This window comes from Arthrobacter rhombi (genome assembly GCF_900163545.1).
GTDB lineage: Bacteria > Actinomycetota > Actinomycetes > Actinomycetales > Micrococcaceae > Arthrobacter_H > Arthrobacter_H rhombi_A.
The window spans coordinates 83,189-98,957 of record NZ_FUHW01000027.1 but is presented as its reverse complement, the minus strand read 5'-3'; the positions used below and the strand labels follow the sequence as shown (position 1 = coordinate 98,957).

18 protein-coding genes are annotated in these 15,769 nt (G+C 64.1%); 6 read left to right on the top strand and 12 right to left on the bottom strand.

Features of this window, described 5'->3' with window-relative positions:
* Positions 1-6 precede the first annotated feature (6 nt).
* The gene (locus FM101_RS07840; RefSeq protein WP_086997917.1) at positions 7-1,230 is read right to left on the bottom strand and encodes a thiolase family protein; all 1,224 of its coding nucleotides are present in this window, start codon (positions 1,228-1,230) and stop codon (positions 7-9) included.
* 296 nt (positions 1,231-1,526) lie between these two features.
* Here FM101_RS07840 and FM101_RS07835 point away from each other — a divergent pair, with 296 nt between their 5' ends.
* Positions 1,527-2,951 (top strand): MFS transporter, encoded by a 1,425-nt coding sequence (locus FM101_RS07835; protein WP_179204269.1) that lies wholly within the window; start codon positions 1,527-1,529, stop codon positions 2,949-2,951.
* A gap of 72 nt (positions 2,952-3,023) precedes the next feature.
* Here the strand turns inward: FM101_RS07835 and FM101_RS07830 are convergent, their stop codons facing one another.
* Positions 3,024-3,557 carry an SRPBCC family protein gene (locus FM101_RS07830; RefSeq protein WP_086997915.1) on the bottom strand — a complete coding sequence of 178 codons (534 nt, stop codon included), beginning with the start codon at positions 3,555-3,557 and terminating at the stop codon, positions 3,024-3,026.
* Positions 3,558-3,589: 32 nt separating this feature from the next.
* Positions 3,590-4,738 carry a hypothetical protein gene (locus FM101_RS07825; RefSeq protein WP_086997912.1) on the bottom strand — a complete coding sequence of 383 codons (1,149 nt, stop codon included), beginning with the start codon at positions 4,736-4,738 and terminating at the stop codon, positions 3,590-3,592.
* 106 nt (positions 4,739-4,844) lie between these two features.
* Between FM101_RS07825 and FM101_RS07820 the strand changes: the two genes are divergently transcribed.
* From FM101_RS07820 to FM101_RS07810, 3 genes are read left to right on the top strand one after another with little or no spacing between them, the layout of a single operon-like run.
* On the top strand, positions 4,845-5,795 hold the full coding sequence (locus FM101_RS07820; protein WP_086998041.1) for a 1,4-dihydroxy-2-naphthoyl-CoA synthase: 951 nt from the start codon (positions 4,845-4,847) through the stop codon (positions 5,793-5,795).
* An 8-nt stretch (positions 5,796-5,803) separates the two neighbouring features.
* Positions 5,804-6,922, top strand: coding sequence for an AMP-binding protein (locus tag FM101_RS07815; RefSeq protein WP_086997909.1), 1,119 nt, complete (start codon positions 5,804-5,806; stop codon positions 6,920-6,922).
* 43 nt (positions 6,923-6,965) lie between these two features.
* Positions 6,966-7,862 carry a 1,4-dihydroxy-2-naphthoate polyprenyltransferase gene (locus tag FM101_RS07810; RefSeq protein ID WP_086997906.1) on the top strand — a complete coding sequence of 299 codons (897 nt, stop codon included), beginning with the start codon at positions 6,966-6,968 and terminating at the stop codon, positions 7,860-7,862.
* Positions 7,863-7,874: 12 nt separating this feature from the next.
* Here FM101_RS07810 and FM101_RS07805 read toward each other — a convergent pair whose 3' ends face one another.
* Entirely contained in the window at positions 7,875-8,144 is a 270-nt protein-coding gene (locus FM101_RS07805) for a DUF4229 domain-containing protein (RefSeq protein ID WP_086997903.1), read from the bottom strand.
* 54 nt (positions 8,145-8,198) lie between these two features.
* On the opposite strand from FM101_RS07805, the gene FM101_RS07800 reads away from it, so the two are divergent.
* Positions 8,199-8,624 carry a PLD nuclease N-terminal domain-containing protein gene (locus FM101_RS07800; protein ID WP_086997900.1) on the top strand — a complete coding sequence of 142 codons (426 nt, stop codon included), beginning with the start codon at positions 8,199-8,201 and terminating at the stop codon, positions 8,622-8,624.
* 29 nt (positions 8,625-8,653) lie between these two features.
* Here FM101_RS07800 and FM101_RS07795 read toward each other — a convergent pair whose 3' ends face one another.
* From FM101_RS07795 to FM101_RS07770, 6 genes are all read right to left on the bottom strand, one after another.
* On the bottom strand, positions 8,654-8,881 hold the full coding sequence (locus FM101_RS07795; RefSeq protein ID WP_086997896.1) for a hypothetical protein: 228 nt from the start codon (positions 8,879-8,881) through the stop codon (positions 8,654-8,656).
* Between the two features lie 103 nt (positions 8,882-8,984).
* Complete coding sequence (gene ccsB / locus FM101_RS07790; RefSeq protein ID WP_086997893.1) at positions 8,985-10,046, bottom strand: c-type cytochrome biogenesis protein CcsB; 1,062 nt, start codon at positions 10,044-10,046, stop codon at positions 8,985-8,987.
* 18 nt (positions 10,047-10,064) lie between these two features.
* Positions 10,065-11,744 carry a cytochrome c biogenesis protein ResB gene (gene resB, locus FM101_RS07785; protein ID WP_086997890.1) on the bottom strand — a complete coding sequence of 560 codons (1,680 nt, stop codon included), beginning with the start codon at positions 11,742-11,744 and terminating at the stop codon, positions 10,065-10,067.
* Positions 11,744-12,538: a cytochrome c biogenesis CcdA family protein gene (locus tag FM101_RS07780; protein ID WP_428844149.1), complete on the bottom strand. Its 795-nt coding sequence runs from the start codon at positions 12,536-12,538 to the stop codon at positions 11,744-11,746. The genes resB and FM101_RS07780 overlap by 1 nt, the downstream gene beginning before the upstream one ends.
* The gene (locus tag FM101_RS07775; RefSeq protein WP_086997887.1) at positions 12,535-13,161 is read right to left on the bottom strand and encodes a TlpA family protein disulfide reductase; all 627 of its coding nucleotides are present in this window, start codon (positions 13,159-13,161) and stop codon (positions 12,535-12,537) included. Before FM101_RS07775 ends, FM101_RS07780 begins: the two co-directional genes overlap by 4 nt.
* 5 nt (positions 13,162-13,166) lie before the next feature.
* Entirely contained in the window at positions 13,167-13,829 is a 663-nt protein-coding gene (locus FM101_RS07770; protein WP_086997884.1) for a histidine phosphatase family protein, read from the bottom strand.
* 170 nt (positions 13,830-13,999) lie between these two features.
* Between FM101_RS07770 and FM101_RS07765 the strand changes: the two genes are divergently transcribed.
* On the top strand, positions 14,000-14,833 hold the full coding sequence (locus FM101_RS07765) for a hypothetical protein (RefSeq protein WP_086997881.1): 834 nt from the start codon (positions 14,000-14,002) through the stop codon (positions 14,831-14,833).
* Between the two features lie 6 nt (positions 14,834-14,839).
* Here FM101_RS07765 and FM101_RS07760 read toward each other — a convergent pair whose 3' ends face one another.
* Both FM101_RS07760 and FM101_RS07755 read right to left on the bottom strand, forming a co-directional pair.
* Positions 14,840-15,496, bottom strand: a complete 657-nt coding sequence (locus FM101_RS07760) for a redox-sensing transcriptional repressor Rex (RefSeq protein ID WP_241895322.1) — start codon at positions 15,494-15,496, stop codon at positions 14,840-14,842.
* Positions 15,493-15,747, bottom strand: a complete 255-nt coding sequence (locus FM101_RS07755) for a glutaredoxin family protein (protein WP_086997875.1) — start codon at positions 15,745-15,747, stop codon at positions 15,493-15,495. Before FM101_RS07755 ends, FM101_RS07760 begins: the two co-directional genes overlap by 4 nt.
* Positions 15,748-15,769 lie beyond the last annotated feature (22 nt).

The window sequence follows — 15,769 nt, the reverse complement described above, 5'->3', positions numbered from 1 at the left end:
CCACCCCTAGACTCCCTCGACGAGGAGGGCAGCTCCTTGGCCAACGCCCACACACATGGTCGCCAGTCCCAGTTTGTTCCCGGTGGAGGCTTCGCGCTCCAACCGGCCCAGCAGGGTCAGTGCGATGCGGGAGCCGGAGGAACCCAAGGGGTGGCCCAGGGAAATGGCGCCGCCGTCGTTATTGACAATGTCGGGGTTCAGGCCGAGTTCGCGCATGGAGGCCAGTGACTGCGAGGAGAAGGCCTCGTTGAGTTCCACGGCGGCGAGCTCGTCCACGGTGTGCCCGGTGCGTTCGAGGACCTTGCGGGAGGAGGGGACCGGCCCCATCCCCATGATCTCCGGCGCCACCCCTGCCGAGGCGCCGTCGAGGATGCGGGCCCGCGGGGTCAACCCGTATTTCTCGATGGCCGCCTCGGAGGCGACGATGATCGCCGAGGCACCATCGTTGAGCGTCGAGGCGTTGCCTGCGGTGACGACCGAGCCGCCCTTGACTACTGGGCGCAGGGCGGACAGGACCTCCATGGTGGTCCCGGCGCGCGGACCCTCATCGGTGTCGACGATGGTCTGGGCGCCCTTGCGTCCGGTCACGGTGACCGGGACGATCTCCTCGGAGAAGCGCCCTGCCGCTATGGCCGCGAGGGCGCGTTCGTGGGACCTGACGGCGAAGGCGTCGCAGTCCTCCCGCGAGGTCCCGAAGACGCGGGCTACCTCCTCTGCCGTCTCGGGCATGGAGAAGGTGGTTTTCCCGTCGCGGGAGAGTTCCCCGGAGAGGAAGGCGGGGTTGGGGAAGCGCCAGCCGATCGAGGTGTCGTAGGTGGCTCCTGGCTTGGCGAAGGCCTTGGAAGGCTTTTCCATCACCCAGGGAGCCCGGGACATCGATTCGACGCCGCCTGCCACGACGATATCGGCGGCCCCAGCCTTGATCATGTGGCTGGCCATCGTGATCGCTGACATGCCCGAGGCGCACAACCGGTTGACGGTGATCCCCGGGACGGAATCGGGGTAGCCGGCCAATAACCAGGCCATGCGGGCGATGTTCCGGTTTTCCTCCCCGGCACCGTTGGCGTTGCCGAGAATGACCTCGTCGACCAGTTCCGGATCGACGCCCGCCCGTTCAACGGCCGCGCGAACGGTCAACGCCGCCAGATCATCGGGACGTATGGACGCCAAGGCTCCGCCGTAGCGACCTACCGGAGTGCGGGCTCCGCCCACCAGGAATGCTTCGGACATGAAAACCCCTCTTCGGTTGGCCTCTGTTCAGGCGTCTTTGCCGGCCGTGGAATGCGTCACGGGACACAATTACCGACCAATCGTTCACTAAGAGATTCCCACCCCAAATCCGACCGGTCAACTCACCCACGTATTGATGACGAAATTGACCGCTTTTATACCTCCCGGTAACATAGATGGCTTTGACAGACTCCGGTGTTTGATGGCCGGATCGTGGACCGCCGCTGGCCCGTCCGTCTCGAGCGTTCGGAACCGGCCCCTGTCGACGAAAAGCTGAAGATATTTGGGAGGCACTCATGCCACCGGACGACAGCACACACACCGCAGCCACGGACGGCACAGCCGCCAGCGGCACCCCAGAGCCCATCGACTACTCCGAGGACATCGGCCCGGATCTGGCGACCGCCGAGGGCCGCTCGATGATTCACAAAGCCACTGCAGCTTCGGCCATGGGCAATATGACCGAATGGTTCGACTACGGCGTATACGCGGTTGCGGTCACCTACATCACCGCTCATTTCTTTCCCGGGGAGTACGGAACGATCCTGGCCTTGGCCACCTTCGCCGTCTCGTTCGTCGTGCGCCCCCTGGGGGGAATCATCTGGGGCCCGCTGGGCGACAGGCTCGGACGCAAAACCGTCCTGACCCTGACCATCCTCATGATGTCCGGGGCCACGTTCCTCATTGGCGTGCTCCCGACGTTCGACATGGTCGGGATCCTGGCTCCGGTCCTGCTGATCCTGCTGCGCCTGGTGCAGGGTTTCTCCACCGGCGGCGAGTACGGCGGCGCGGCGACCTTCATGGCCGAATACGCCCCGGATAAGAAGCGCGGATTCTTCGGCTCTTTCCTGGAGTTCGGCACACTGGGCGGTTTCGCCCTCGGTGCTGCCGTCATGCTGCTCTTCCAACTGGTGCTCCCTGAGGCGGCCATGGATTCCTGGGGCTGGCGGATCCCGTTCATGCTGGCCCTCCCGATGGGCCTGGTCGGTTTGTACCTGCGCAATAAGCTCGAAGACACCCCGGTGTTCCAGGAGCTCGAGGAGACCGGCGGGGTGGAGGAGGACGGCAGCCTCAAGGCCGTGATCACCCAATACTGGCGTCCGATGTTGGTCATGTTCGGCATGGTCGCCTGCCTGAACATGGTGAACTACACCTTGATCACCTACATGCCCACCTATCTGGAAAGCCAGCTGGGGATGGATTCGAAGCAGGCGCTGATCGTCATCATCCTCGGTGAGGTGGCCATGATGTGCGTCATCCCGTTCGTTGGCGGCCTCTCCGACAAGGTCGGTCGCAAGCCCATGTGGTATGCCTCCACCATCGGTCTGATCCTCTTTCCGGTACCGATGTTCTGGCTCATCGGCCAGAGCTTCGGGCTGGCCATCCTCGGCTTCGCGGTGCTGGGTCTGTTGTACCTCCCGCAGCTGGCCACGATCACGGCCACCTTCCCGGCGATGTTCCCCTCCCAGGTCCGTTTTGCCGGCTTCGCCATCACCTACAACGTGGCTACCGCACTCCTCGGGGGGACCGCGGCCATCGTCAACGAGGCGGTCATCGATTCCACCGGTTTCGTACTCTTCCCGGCCGTCTACATGATGATTGCGGCGGTCGTGGGTCTGATCGCCGTGCGATACATGGTCGAAACCGCCGGAGCATCGCTGCGCGGCACGGACACCCCGAATGCCAACGACACCGGGATCCTCGCCGAGGATCCCCGCTAACCGTCCCGAGAGTACGGCTGCGGGCCCGGAACCACCCAAGTGGTTCCGGGCCCGCAGCCGTTAGCGGGTTCCTCAGTCCTCCGTTGCAACCCCGGGTCCGGGATCCGGTTCGACATCCGCCCCCGAAGTACTCATCCCGGTTCCTTCACCCGGGTTCCCCTCAGCGCTTTGGCGAACCTCTTCGTGGTCTCCTCGGGTTTCGGCGGCCTGCCCCAGGTTCCGGGCCAGCTCGTCGAGCCGGGCCTTCGGGTCCTGCTCGTCGTCGCCCACGATGCCGTGCAGAATCCCCGAATCCCTGCGGTCCAGTACCACCGTGCACCCGAATTCGGTTTCGGCCAGTTCGAAGGTGATCTCCGAGGCGCCCAATCCCCACCCGGGGCCCGAACGCCAGGTCATCTTCCGTCGGTTCGTCGCCGTGGTGACGTGTAGTCGGGTACTGTCCTGGCCTTCCGGCCCGTGCAGGGTGATGGACTGGCCGTCCTGAATGCCGCCATCAACCTGCTCGACTCCGGGCACCCAGCTGCAGTATTGGGCGCCATCCTGCAGCACACTCCACACCACGTCAGCGGTGGCTTTGACGTCCTGTTGGGTTCGCAACGATTCCATCCTCGGAGCCTACAGCCCCTCACCTCCTACGTTCAGTAGCGGAAGATCGCTGACATGGGGCTATCCGGGTCAACGGGTGCCGAACTGGCATGGACCAGTCCCCCGTTGCCCATCGTGGCAACGGCTGCCGCCTCGATTTGCTCACAGATCGCATACCGGTCGTCCTGGCCCAGGGCCACGATGGCATGTGGGCCCGAAGCCGCCTGTTCCCAACACCACGGATCGGCTTGAACGAATAAGGTCTCGACCCGGCCGTGCAGCGCGGCTTCATGGATTTCGGCACGATCGCTGGAGACCCTTCCGGTTCCATGGAGGGAACGGAACTGTTCGATCAGCCTCGACCTCTCGGCGCGCAACCGGTCTTCGATGACGGGCCAGGCCAGTCGATGCAGTTCGCCGGAGGACAGCGGGTCCGGGTTGCGGATCACGGCATCGTCCAGGATGTGGGGATAGTCGCCGGTGCCCCGATATTCGCTCACGAGCAGATCGGGGCCCACGAGCACCAGCGGCAGCCCGCGTTCGAACAGCAGCGGACGCAACCCGCTGGCGGCTTCACGTACGAACCGTGTCACTTCGTTCTTCTTGAAGTGCTCATCGGCGGCACCGTGGCCGTAGAACACGGCCGAACCGCCCTTGGTTCCGGCATCGGCGGCGGGCCGGGCCATGGTGTCCGAACGGGGTTCCTGGGCCTCGACGACGTCACGCAGGGCCGTGGGCACCCCGTTCAGCTCGAGTTCAACCACCTGCTGACGATCGCCCTCCAGCAGACGAAGATTCCGTTGGCTGATGGCCAAGAGCAGGAATTGTTCATCACCGGTGAGCAGCCGGAACAGCGGCCCCAGCACCAGTCGGTCACCAACCGTGGAGAATTCAGGGACGGAATACGGCACACGGTAGCTGGCATGCCACCCAGGCCGCATGAACAATGCGACCCCGTCGCTCATGTGCTGCCAGCCCCACGCGTCGTCACGCAGTTCTCTGGCAGGTGCTAACAGCTCGTCGATTTCGGCCGGGCGCAGACGCCCTTCCAGTGACTCCTCGAGAGCGTTCAGCAGGTTCTTCCAACGCAGCTGGTCCGCCCGGGACTGGTCGCCGAAGCGATGGGTGGGCATGAACATCGAGATATGTAGTGCCGCCGGATCGGCTTCAGCCAAGAACGGTAGATCGGCACGGGTGATCATTTCCAACGTGTCCTCCTGATTCCAGTGGACACTTCATTCTACAGGGTGTCGAAAAACCCGGTCGGCGGTGAGCGGCACTCGCGCTGCCGCTAGACTCGTGGGCGTGATTGAAAACGTGCTCCCACCCCAGGTATCCGATCTCTTCGACCCCACCCGTTGGCGGGTCGTGGAGGGCTTCGATTTCGAGGACGTCACCTACCACCGGCAGGTCGAACGGGACGCGGACGGAATGATCCTCCGTGATCTGCCCACCGTACGCATCGCCTTCGACCGGCCCGAGGTGCGCAACGCCTTCCGCCCCGGAACCGTCGATGAACTCTTCAGGGCTCTCGATCATGCCCGCATGACCTCGGATGTTGCCGCAGTGTTGCTGACCGGCAACGGCCCCTCGGCCAAGGACGGGGGCCACTCCTTCTGTTCCGGCGGGGACCAGCGCATCCGCGGCCGGGACGGCTACCGCTATGCCGGCGGGGAGACCGCCGAGACGATCGACCCGGCCCGTGCCGGGCGCCTACACATCCTCGAGGTCCAGCGGCTGATGCGCACCATGCCCAAGGTCGTCATCGCTGTCGTCAACGGCTGGGCGGCCGGTGGCGGCCATTCACTGCACGTGGTCTCTGATCTGACCATCGCCTCCCGTGAACACGGGAAGTTCAAACAGACCGACGCTACCGTCGGTTCCTTCGATGCCGGTTACGGTTCGACGCTGCTGGCCCGCCAGGTCGGGCAAAAGAACGCGCGCGGCATCTTCTTCCTCGCCCGCGAATATTCTGCGGACGACATGGTTTCGATGGGAGCCGTCAACGAGGCGGTGGAACACGAACGCCTGGAAGAGGTCGCCCTGGAATATGCCGCCGATATCGCCCGCCAATCACCGCAGGCGATCCGGATGCTCAAATTCGCTTTCAATCTGGCCGACGACGGACTGGCCGGTCAACAGGTCTTCGCCGGGGAGGCCACCCGTCTGGCCTATATGACCGATGAGGCTGTTGAGGGCCGCGATGCCTTCTTGGGCAAGCGGGAACCGGACTGGTCCTCGCATCCCTACTACTTCTAGGAGCCTGGATGGACTTCGAAGCCACCCTGAAAGTCGTCGCCGCGGCCCTGAATGATGAGGGACCTGCGGTGGAGATCCTGCCCGGCGATACGACGGGCAGCCATCGCATCGAAACCCCGCAGGACGCCCCGGAGGGTACCGCCGCCGTCGTGCGGACCTCCGGCTCCACAGGCACCCCGAAGCGAACGGTGCTGCCGGCGAACGCGTTGGCCGTTTCCTCCATGTCCACGGCCGAATATCTGGGGGCCGAAGGACAATGGCTGCTGGCCCTGCCGGTGCACTACGTCGCCGGGTTGGCAGTGCTCACACGCAGCCTCTACGCGGGGACCCGCCCGTGGGCCATGGACCTGAGCACCTCGTTCACCGCTGAGGCCTTCACTGCTGCCGCAGGCGAGCTGACCGACAAGGTGCGCATGACCTCGTTGGTGCCCACCCAGTTGGCCAGGCTGTTAACGGATCCAGCTCCGGAGACCATCGCGGCCCTACGCCGCTTCAACACGATCTTGCTCGGTGGTGGACCGGCCTCGGACTCGCTGCGTGCCAGCGCCCGCTCCCACGGGCTCAAGATCATCCGCACCTATGGAATGACCGAGACCTGTGGTGGCTGCGTATACGACGGAGAAGCACTCCCCGGAGTGCGCATCGACACCGTGGAGGGGAGGATCCGGCTGGGCGGTGATGTCCTCGCTGGCGGGTATTTGGGCGCCCCCGAGCAGAGCGCCGAACGTTTCCTCGTCGACGCGGAGGGAGAACGTTGGTTCACCACAGATGATCTGGGCCAGTACGAGAACGGGCTGCTCAGTGTGGCAGGACGCCTCGACGATGTCATCAACACCGGTGGCGTCAAGGTTTCTGCCGCCGCAGTGGCTGCCGCCGTGGAAACCGTTCCCGGAGTCCGTTCCGCATTGGTCGTCGGGGTCCCCGACACCGAATGGGGATCCGCCGTCGGCGCCCTGGTCACCGGGGATGCCACCGGCGAGGCCATCCGCGATGGCGTCCGGGCTTCCTTGGGAAGATCCGCGGTCCCGCGCCGGCTGTTGCAGGTCTCCGAACTGCCGGAACTCCCCGGTGGAAAACCTGACCGGCGGACCGCAATTTCCCAGTTGGCGGCGGCGGGGAGAGAATAGGACGCTGGAGAAACAGCCAGCATCCAACCGAGAGGACCCTGCCGTGGCCACCCCCGCCCAATGGATCGAAGGCGCCCGGTTGCGCACCCTTCCGATGGCCATTGCCCCGGTCATCATCGGCACGGCGGCAGCGTTCGGGGTGGCGGGAGACGTCCACTGGATTCGCGCTGCACTAGCGGCGCTGGTGTCGCTGCTTTTGCAGATCGGCGTGAACTACGCCAACGACTACTCCGACGGGATCCGCGGCACCGATGACGTGCGCGTCGGCCCCTTGCGGCTGACCGGCTCCGGTGCGGCGAAGCCCGGCCAGGTCAAGGCCGCCGCCTTCGCCTGTTTCGGCGCGGCAGCAGTCTCCGGGCTCGTCTTGGTGGTGCTGTCCGAGGCCTGGCCACTACTACTGGTCGGTGTCGCCGCAATTTTCGCTGCCTGGGGATATACCGGCGGCGACCGGCCCTACGGCTACCAGGGGCTCGGCGAGGTCTTTGTGTTCTTGTTCTTCGGCCTCGTCGCCACCTTGGGCACCACGTTCACCCAAATCCTCGAATTGCCCGCCACGGCCTGGATCGGTGCCTGCGCCACCGGGTTGATCGCCACAGCGCTGTTGATGGCCAACAACGTGCGGGATATCCCCACCGACCGCGAGGTTGGCAAACGGACCCTGGCAGTGCGTTTGGGTGATAACGGAGCCCGCGTCTCCTATGTGCTGATGCTGGGGCTGGCACTGCTGCTGCCACTGTTGGTGGTGACAGACTTCCCCTGGCTGATGCTCGTGGTGCTGGTAGCGCCGTTGTGTTTGATGCCGTCATGGGTCATGCTGCGTACCCGGGAGCGCAAGGCACTGATCCCGGTGTTGCGGCAGACAGGGTTCATCAACCTCGGCTACAGCGTGCTCTTTGCCATCGGCATGGTCGTGACGGTCCTGCTCCGTCAACAGGGCTGATGCCCCGGCGGGCTACAGGCGGTCGTCCTCGGCTTCTTCGTCCTCACGCTCTACCGCTCCCTTATGGGTTCCCGGGCTCCGGCGGAATTCTTCGACCCGGCCCTGGACCTGCTGAACGCTTTCATGGCGCAGCCGGTTCAGGAACAAATAGGCCACGCAGAAGGCGACCACGGCCGCGATGATCGCGGCCATCCAGAGATTAAAGCCCAGCAACCAATACAAGGCGGCGAAGACCGCGAAGAAGAGGACCAGTCGGATGAAGGTGTACTTGAGGAACTGCACTCTTCGATTCTACCGGCTGAAGCGGCATCTCGTTTTCTTCACTACACTAGTTCCATGGTCAGAAACTTGATGCTCGGTGCGCTGGTGGCCCTCGCCGTCACCATCTACGCGGTGATCCAGTGCGTGCAGACACCGGCAGACCGGGTGCGCAGCATTGCTAAGCCCTGGTGGATTCTGGCCATCATCCTGCTTCCCCTGGTCGGGGCGCTCTTATGGTTCTGGCTGGGCCGTCCGGATGATTCGGGCTCCGGCCCCGCCCAGGGCCAACGGCCCACGCGTGGCCCGGCAGCACCCGATGATGATCCCGATTTCCTGCGCAGCCTCGAAACTCAGCGCCGTCAACGCGCCAAGGAGGAGGACCTGCGTCGCCGGGAGGCCGAGTTGAAGGCCCGCGAGGAACAAGCCCGGAAGGATCAGCATCCGCCGCACGACGACGGATCACATTCCTCCGATCAGGATTCAAACCCTCCGACGTCCTGAAGCCAGGCTGCCCAAGGTCCTTGCGGTGTTCATTCCTGGGACTGCCGTGCTGCTTCCTTGCGGACACGCGCCCACAGGATCCCCAGCGTGACGCCGCAGGCTAGGACGAAGACCAGCGCCAACGCCAGCAACACCAGCTTGGCTACCAATGCCGCCAGAAACGTCGATACCAATGCCAGGGCAATGGCGACCATCGCCAGTAACAGCGGCAACATGGCAGTGCGGTGGAAGGGCAAAGGGTCTTGGACTGAGGGCATTAAACCACTCTAGGTCATGAAGCCCGGCACCCCCTGAACGGCAAGGACCCGGGAGGAAACCACAGTGGTTTCCTCCCGGGTCCTGGGGCGACTCTAGTGGTGGCTAGACACCCGCATAGGAGTGCAGGCCGTTGAAATACAGGTTCACCACGGTGAAGTTGAAGACGACGCAGAGGTAGCCGATGATGCTCAGCCAGGCCGAGCGGGTGCCGGTCCAGCCGCGGGTGGCCCGGGCATGCAGGTAACCGGCGAAGACCACCCAGATGACGAACGTCCAGACTTCCTTGGTGTCCCAACCCCAGTAGCGCCCCCACGCGGCCTCCGCCCAGACGGCCCCGGCCATGAGCGTGAATGTCCACATCACGAAACCGATGGTGTTGATCCGGTAGGCGAAGTTCTCCAGGGCGGCAGCACTGGGGACCATTCGCAGGAACGCGAGCTTATCGGGCTTGCCGGCGGCCAGCTTACTCTGGCGATCTGCCTGGAGCAGCTGCAGCACACTGAGAGCAAAGGTGATGGTGAACAGTGAGGAAGCCAGGACGGCAATGGAAACGTGGATGATCAGCCACGGGCTCTGCAGCGCCGGGACCAAATGGGCGACAGGGGTCGGGAAGCCCATCGTCGCGGCGCAGAGCATCAAGGTGACCAGCCCGATGACGAACGTACCCATGAAACGCAGGTCCTTGCGCAGGAGTACCACCAGGAAGACGGTGGCCACCACGAAGGCACCCGTGGTGAGGAACTCGTACATGTTCCCCCACGGCACCCGGCCGGCGGCAATGGCACGGGAAACGACGGCGAAACCGTGGATCAGCCAACCGATCCACGCGACCGAGACACCGATGCGGGCTGCGGTGCGCTTACCGGCATCCCGGGTGTAGTTCATCGATTCATTGACCAGGAGGCCATCATCTTCGGCGGGCGCATGCGGCCCGGACGGGGAATGGGTGGCTGCCGAACCACGGTCGGTTCCTGTTGTGGCCGCACCGGCCATGGCCAGCTGTCTGGCCTCATCAGCCAGCAGTCCCGATTCGAGTTCACGGATGGTGCGGCTGGATTTAGCCAGATCCCAGGCGAAGGAGATAAAGGCAATAGCGTAGGCCATGGCCGCCAACAGCATGAAGAGGTCGCTGTAGGCGCCGAGGTTTTCGTTGATCGTGGGCATGCGTTGTTCCTCTGTCTCCTAAACTTCGGTCCGGTCGGTTCCGGTGAATTCACGCTCAAGAAGTGTGCGAAGCTCCCGGGCTTCCTGCCGTACACGTGGGTCCTCGCCACGGGCGAGCACCCCGTATTCGATGATACGCCCACTCTTTTCCTCGGAAGCACTAGGCTCCTCCGTCGCGGGGTGCACCTTGATCCAGACGCGTCGGCGGGGGGTGAAGAGGGAAACGCCCAGCCCCATCAGGGCCAGTGCGGCGAAAATGGCCACCGGAAGCTTTCCTGGATCGTGGTGGACGTCCAGTGCGGCATAGCGTTTGATGCCCTTGAAGGTGATCGAGCCCTTGTCTTGGGGCAGTTTCACGGTTTCTCCCGCATTGACGACCAGACCGCCGGAATCCAATTTCCTGCTGTTCAGCTCGGTCAAGTCATCGGTGTCCAAGACGAACACGTTCTGCGGATCCCCGGCGTCCAGCCCGAGGTCACCGTAGTAGGAGTTCAGTTGCAACTGCGGCACCGTCGGGCTCGGGTCCAACGAGACCCCCACTCCATCGGCGGTGAGCCCGGCGGTGGGGAGGAATAGCCCAACAAAGCCAAGCTGGTCGGGTGCGGCATCGGGGACCTTGAGCACCAGTAGCGAGGTGAAGACGTCGTCCTGCGGCACGGCGACCACCGGGCCCGAGTAGGCGACCTTGCCGTTGCCGTCATGGACAACGATGTCGGGGGCGTACCCGTTGCCCACTAGGTAAACGGCGGTTCCGCCGATCCGCAACGGATGGTTCACGCGCAAGTCGTGTTTTTGTGCTTTCTCGCCGGGTTCGCTCGTGGTGACCTGGGCGTGGAAGTCGATGGGCTGGCCGTAGTGGGTCGTTGATTCACGGTCGTAGGTGACGTCGAAGTCGTCCAAAGTCACGGAGAAGGGGCTCAACGAACTCTCTTTGAAACCCGTTCCGGGGTTGAAGGAGTCGTAGGAAACCAGCGTGTTGACCAGTGATTCGCCGACCACGACGATCCGCTGGCCGGTATAGCCGAAGACCCCACCGATCGCGACGGAGATCAGGACCCCGATGAGCGAGAAGTGGAAGACCAGGTTCCCGATTTCACGGACGTAGCCGCGTTCGGCGGCCACGGACGGCGTCTTGTCTTGTGGACGTTGCTCGACACGGTAACCGCGTTTGCGCAGCAGCGCGGCGGAACGGCTGAGTACCTCGCTGTCGCTCCGGGCCGCGGCATCGGAGGTGATCTCGAACTTCCCGTTTTCGGGAAGCCGCGACAGCCGTGCCGGCGTCCGCGGTGGAGGAGTGCGCAAGGTCTTGTAGTGCTTTTTTGCCCGCGGAAAAACACAGCCGATCAACGAGATGAACAGCAGCAGGTAGATCGCGGAGAACCAGACGGAGGAGAAGACGTCGAATAGCTGGAAAGTGTCCAGCCATTTTCCCAGCACCGGCTTATTCTCCAAATAGGCGGTGACTTCCGTGGGGTTCACCGGGCGCTGCGGGAACAGCGATCCCGGGACGGTAGCCACGGCCAGGAGCAGCAGCAGGAACAAGGCGGTGCGCATGCTGGTCAACTGCGTCCAGGCCCACCGCACCATGCCCCACGGCCCAAGCGAGGGGACCGTCACGTCGGACTTTGCCCCACCGCGGGGTTTTTTCCCGCCATCGGATCCCGACGACGGGTGATTGGACTTGCTCTTCACGGCCATCAGATCGGCAACCTTACTTCGTTGGTGAACCATGTTTGCAGCTGGACGACCCAGTCACCCCACAGCCCTGTGGCCATCACGATGCCCAGCAGGATGAGCAGGAGGCCACCGGCGCGCATGACGGCCAGTTGGTGTCGTTTGAAGAAGGCCAGCGTGCCGGCTGCACGGCGGAAGCCCAGGGCGATGAGCAGGAACGGTACGCCCAATCCCAAACAGTAGGCGAAGGTCAGCAGGGCGCCGCGCATGACGTTGGCGTCGGGGCCGGTTCCCATGATGAGTACGGCCGAGAGCGTCGGACCGATGCACGGGGCCCACCCTAGCCCGAAGGTCATTCCCAGCACGGGGGCACCCCAGAGACCTGCTGGAGGTTTGCTGTGGATCTTGCGGTCGCGCTGGAACCAGGAGAATCCTCCCATGAACACCAGGCCCATGATGATGACCACCAGGCCCAGAACCTGGGTGATCCAGTCGCCCTTCACCGTCAACCAGACGCTCAGCTGCGAGAAGACGACACCCACCAGCATGAAGACCACGCTGAAACCCAGGACGAATAATCCGATGCCGGTGAGCATCCGCCCGCGTTTCTGCTCGGCCAGGTCGGCACCGGTCAACCCGGTCACGTAACCCAGGAACCCGGGAACCAGCGGCAGAACGCAGGGCGAGAGGAAGGAGACGAGACCGGCGAGGATGGCCACCGGGATCGAGAGGAGTAGCGAGCCATCCTGGACGGCCTCGGCGAAGGGATTGCCCTGGGCGTTCAGCGCCGGCAGGGCAGTGACGAGCCCGGCGATCACGCGGACTCGGTGACCAGGTCGGAGATCAGTGCCTTCAGGGTGGACTCATCTGCCTCACCCAGCAGCCGGGCTGCCACCCGACCCTGGCGGTCCAACACCAGGGTGGTCGGCACAGCCTGCGGGGGAACGTATTCGGTCATCGAGAGCAGAATCGAGCCATCGGCGTCGGGCATTGAGGGGTAATCGATCTTGAAGGTGCGTTCGAACGCTTTGGCCGTGTCGTGACCATCACGGACGTTCACACCGAAGAACTGCACACCCTTTTTCTTGAAGGCCTTGCTCAGTTTGGCCAGATGCGGCGCTTCCAGTCGGCACGGAGCACAGGCGGCATACCAAAAGTTCAAGACCGTGATCTGGCCGGTGAGCTGCGCCGAGTCAATGGTTTTACCCTCGTACGTCGTGCCGTTCAGTTCCACGGGCTTCCCGCGGCTTGCTTGATCGTATTCCTGAACGGATCCGTCGCCGGCAATGTAGTTCTTCCCGTTGCCTGCTTTGGCCTGCTCCGCCAGCGGGTCTTCCGAGGCCGTGCAGGCGGCCAGCGGCAAGACGACGGCGAAGAGCGCTGCGGAACGCAGGATGTGGCGTCGTGCGGGAAGGGATGAATCGGACGGGTGGGACGGCATGTTCTTTAGGCTCCGGGGATATTAGCCGCGTTGGCCAGCAGGTCAGCGCAGGGTTCGGTATAACGAACGGCAACGAGCCGTTCCCCCTCAAAATCCAGGCTGGTGACCGACGCTAGCGTGCATTGCCGCTTCCGGGGGTCATGCCATAGGTGCTTTTTTTCGGCGGCCAGGCGCGTTACCCAGATGGGTAGCTGGTGGCTGACCAGCACTGCCTGTGCCCCGGGGCCGCCGAGTGAAACGGCCCGGTCGCGGTGATCCTTCACTGCGGACATCATGCGTTCGACCTGGACCTGGTAGGGCTCCCCCCAGGACGGACGCAACGGGTTGATGAGATAGGGCCAGTGCCGCGGGTTGCGCAGGTGACCCTTGACTCCGGAGAGTCCTTCGAAATGGTTCCCACCCTCGATCAGTCGGTCATCGGTGGCGATCTGCAGGTCCAGGGCCTGGGACGTGGGTTCGGCGGTTTCCTGGGCCCGGACCAACGGCGAGGCCGCCAGATGCACGATCTCGGCTCCTGCCTTTCGCTGGGCACCGAAGTACTCAGCGGCCCGATATGCCATGGTGTGCCCGAGGTCGGAGAGGTGGAATCCGGGTAGCCGACCATAGAGCACCTTGTCCGGGTTGTAGACCTCCCCGTGACGGAGCAGGTGGACGGTGGCGACAGGCATGCCCCCAGTGTCTCAAAACTTTGCGGCGACACCTAAAAGGAAGTAGTGATCCCGCCCACTCTTGCTTCGGTCCGGCACAATTCAGCCTTCTTGATGATGCCCCGGCCCGGGGGTGGCGCATTAGTCTGGGAACTGGGCCCGCCGTACGCAAGACCATTGGAGGACAGAGAATGAGCACCCCCACCCCCGAGGATCCCCGACAAGACCCGGACGCCGTCTCCGGTGACGGCGTTCCGCCGGTGCCCGGACCTCCGCAGTACGGGCAGCGCCTGCCCGACGGCGGAGCAGGCGCCTCCGGATCCCCGCAATACGGCCAAAACGCCCCGGGCCAGTACGGCCAGGGACAATACGGTCCAGGCCAGTACGGCCAGCCGGGTCCCGGCCTGCCTCCGGGCTACGGCCAGCCCGGTCAGCCGAACCTACCGCCCCCCGGACAGGGCTACTCCACTCCAGCCCCCTCTGCCTACGGCTATGGCTACGGCCAGCAGCCCGCCGGTGGAGCGCCGGGGTTTGCCGGTCCTGCCGGTACGAGGCCGACGCCGCCGAAACAGCTCAATATCGCCTTCTGGCTGATCATGGCTGCTGGGATCCTCACCCTGGTGCAGGCACTCGTCCTCATCTTCGTCCCCTCCTCGGTGTTCATGCAGGCGTTCAACGAGGCCATGTCCGCCCAAGATCCCGAGATGCAGCGACAGTTCAAGGATGCGGGGATCGACATCCAGTCCATGGTCGCCCCGATGAAGATCGTCGCCACCATCCTCATGGTCGTCACGGCAGGGGTATATGCCCTGATCGCGAGCTTCATCCGCAAGGGCAGCAACGGGGCACGAATCACCGGAACCGTGTTCGCGGCGATTTCATTGATTGGCCTCGTGGCCCCCTCGGATCCTTTGACCCTGATCATCACCGTGCTGGGCATCGCCGGGATCGTGTTCGCCTGGTTAACACCTTCCTCGCAATACGTGAAGGCGATGACCCAGCGTAAGCGCGGCGGTTTCCGCTAGGAGGCGTCAGGCCGGGTCAGCCGGCCTGCCGGCCCCGAATCCTGCATGGTAGGCCAGGATCTGCAGCTCGCGGGCCATATCTACCCGACGTATGTGGATGCCCTCGGGGACGTGGAGGATGACCGGGGCGAAACTCAGAATGTTGGTGATCCCCGCACCAACGACCCGGTCGCAAAGTCTCTGGGCCGCCGGCCCGGGCACGGCTAATACGGCCATGTTCAAACCCAGTTCCGCGGTCGCGGCTGCCAGTTCACCCACCGGGCGGACCGTGAGCCCGGCCACGGTATCGCCGATGATATTTTCGGCGACATCGAAGACGGCTTGGATGCTGAACCCGCCCTCCCGGAACCCGGCGTAGCCGGCGAGTGCACGGCCCAGGTTGCCGGCGCCAAGGATCCCGACCCGCCAATCCCGTTCCAACCCCAGGGTCGCGGAGATGGTCTCAGCCAGCACTTCGATCCGGTAGCCGACACCACGAGTCCCGAAGGTCCCCAGCAACGACAGGTCCTTACGCAGGATTGCCGAATTCACGCCGGCAGCGGCGGCCAGAACTTCCGAGGAGATGGTCGAGCGGCCGACCTCGCGCATGGCTTCCAACGCCCGAAGATAGCCGGTCATCCGGCTCAGCGTCGCTTCAGGTAATGCCTTTTGCACGGGAATCACGCGCCGATCAACTTCTCGAGCCGGTCAGCATCGATCACCCAGAAATCCCGTTGTACGCCGTCGACCAGCAGCACCGGAACCTCTTCGCCAAATTCGTGCATGAGCGCTGGATCGTCATCAATGAGAACCTCGTCCCAAGCGACTCCATGCCGTTCCGCCACCGTTTGGACGGTGGTGCGGGCGGCCGCGCAGAGATGGCAGCCGGTCCGGCTCAAGAGCCTGACCCGAGGTGTCTGAAACGAAGAATCCATACTCTCAACCTACCGTTTCACC